This window comes from Ensifer sp. SSB1, from assembly GCF_016652895.1.
Classification (GTDB): domain Bacteria; phylum Pseudomonadota; class Alphaproteobacteria; order Rhizobiales; family Rhizobiaceae; genus Ensifer.
The window spans coordinates 1-2224 of the sequence record NZ_JAEPRP010000236.1; the positions used below are offsets into that span (position 1 = coordinate 1).

2 protein-coding genes and 2 pseudogenes are annotated in these 2224 nt (G+C 60.1%); 2 read left to right on the forward strand and 2 right to left on the reverse strand.

Going from position 1 to position 2224, the window contains the following annotated elements:
* Window positions 1-821: pseudogene (locus tag I8N66_RS33965) on the reverse strand (hypothetical protein); the annotation flags it as partial.
* 126 nt (window positions 822-947) lie between these two features.
* Here I8N66_RS33965 and I8N66_RS33970 point away from each other — a divergent pair.
* Both I8N66_RS33970 and I8N66_RS33975 read left to right on the forward strand, forming a co-directional pair.
* Window positions 948-1412 (forward strand): hypothetical protein, encoded by a 465-nt coding sequence (locus tag I8N66_RS33970; RefSeq protein WP_291163908.1) that lies wholly within the window; start codon window positions 948-950, stop codon window positions 1410-1412.
* Complete coding sequence (locus I8N66_RS33975; protein ID WP_291163911.1) at window positions 1396-1536, forward strand: hypothetical protein; 141 nt, start codon at window positions 1396-1398, stop codon at window positions 1534-1536. Before I8N66_RS33970 ends, I8N66_RS33975 begins: the two co-directional genes overlap by 17 nt.
* Window positions 1537-1781: 245 nt before the next feature.
* On the opposite strand, the pseudogene I8N66_RS33980 reads toward I8N66_RS33975, so the two are convergent.
* Window positions 1782-2224: pseudogene (locus I8N66_RS33980) on the reverse strand (hypothetical protein); the annotation flags it as partial.

A 2224-nucleotide genomic window follows, 5' to 3' on the forward strand; every position in this document is an offset into this window, starting at 1 on the left:
CAGTCCAAGAGATCCGAATCGAGACCCGAGCCAGCCCCTTCCGTTGCAGCGTCCCACACCTGGTTCCCATTGCGGGTAAAGCTGGATGTGAGAAGGTTCGTCGAACCGCCGCCGTTGCTGCCGGTACCACCCGTAAACGTCAGACGGCTATCATAATCAACCGCGGTCGCCCCTGTATGGAAATCAAGCGCCGTGATGCTGGACACGCCGTCAATGCGTCCGAACTCGACGACGACGTTGCCGGCGTTGATGAAGCTGGCGAGGCCGTTGAACGTCATCGTCCCCGTCAACGTCTTGTTGGCCATCGACGAGGGCAAACGAGCATCTGCAACCGTGCCCGTCGTCAGATCGCTCGCCGAGCCAGACGAAGCGACGTCGGCAAGGCCGATCGTCGTTCGCACCGCCGCCGCGTTGGCATCGTCCAAAATGGTTTTCACGAAGGTCGAGACACCGAGGGTGCTCAAGACCGTTGATGCGTCGGCGTCGTCCAGAATGGTGCGAGCGAACGGCGTGAAGGCCGTGGTCGCGTAGACGTCCAGCGCGGTCGTGTAGATCATCTGGTTGGCGGCAGTCGTCAGTCCTGCAATGGACTGAAGGCCGGCATCGTAGGCCTGCACGTTGGTGCCGATTGCAAGCCCGAGGGCAGTCCTCGCTGCGCTCGCCGACGTCGCGCCGGTACCGCCGGCCGTGATCGGGCGCGCGGCGTTCGCATCGGCCGTCAGGTCGTCGATGAACGTGTTATACGGGCTCGACTGGATAGTGGTGCCGGGCGTCCCTTTGGTGCCGGCCGGTGGTGAATAGACGCCGCCAGTTCTTGGCATGAGGATTCTCCATAGAAAAAGGCCCCCGAGAGGGAGCCTTGCAAGTTCTGCGGGTTCGTATTTTAGATTCGCCTCGACAACTTCTTGGCGATTTGCTTCATTCCCCCATCATTGCTGGGGGAAATCATGAAACTTAAACTTGCTGCGGTTCTCGCTGCCGTCGTGGGCCTTTCTGGCTGCGTCAGCCAGGATGAAATGGCGCTCTCCAAGAACGTCTATAAGATCGACGTCGACGCGCGCGGACTGATCCCGATCGCCATTGCCAGAGGGCAAATGCAGCAACGGGTTGCTGAATCGACCATTGCCAAGGGATACACCCACTACATCATCCAGCAGGCAGGCTCTCAGAGCGGATCGATCTACGCCGGCAACACGCCGGTGTATGGAAACACGACCGTCAACGTCTACGGCAACACCGCCTACGCTAACACCACGTACACTGGGGGCCACCCGATCAACATTCCGACGTATCAGAACTCCATTATCGTCGCGATGTTCAAGGCTCCGAATGTCCCAGCCGGGGCGCTCGACGCCGCTGAAGTGCTTGCGGCCTCCAAACCGAAGAAGAAGAAAAATGCCCCTTCCACCTGATCTGGAAGCCGCGGTTGCTACCGTTGCGAAGGAACACGGCATCACGAAGGATGAGGCTATCGTTCTCATCCTTCGCGACTGGCTGACGGGCGGGGGATACATCCCCCTACCATCCGAGGATTGAGCAAAGCCTGTTCTCGTGTATTTTAAGGCCATGCAGATCAACCACAACCCGAACGAACCGTCCCACAAAGCGCTGAAGCTCATCGGCGTACTTACGGGCGTTTTTGCGCTCGCTTTTGGGATACCGGTCATCATGGGGATTCGGTGGGTTGCCGAATTACTCCCCGCCGAGGCTATCGGAGCGTTCGGGATTGCTTTCATGGTGTTTGCGGCCGGATTCTACGCCGGCCGATGGGATGCTGTTCGTCAGTTCCGTACGCCTGGCAGAGACGAGTAACCGGCCAAACCGCCGCTCCTTGCCAAAGTCCGTACCGTCGCCGCCCGCTGCTGATCAATCACATTCTGCTGACCGCGCCGAAGGATCGCCTGGACGATCTGGTCTCGGGTCGAGCCGGTGGCCACGCTGAGACGCCCGATATCTTCCGCCAGCTTGCCGGCGTTGGCGTCAGCGTTTCCTTGGACGATCTGCTTCATGATCGACTTGAACAGCTTGCCGGCCGTCCCCGTCAGTGTGGCACCCGCTGGGATTTCCTGCCCCTTCGACACCTCGTCGAGAAACTGATTGAAGCGAGCGCCCATCGCCGTGTCCGAGCCGCGCGTGACGCGGTTCGCCGTGTCGGCAAAGACGTTCTCACGGTCGATCGAGTTCAGCACGTTGTCGGCCCTGTCCTGACCAAACAGCATCCCGA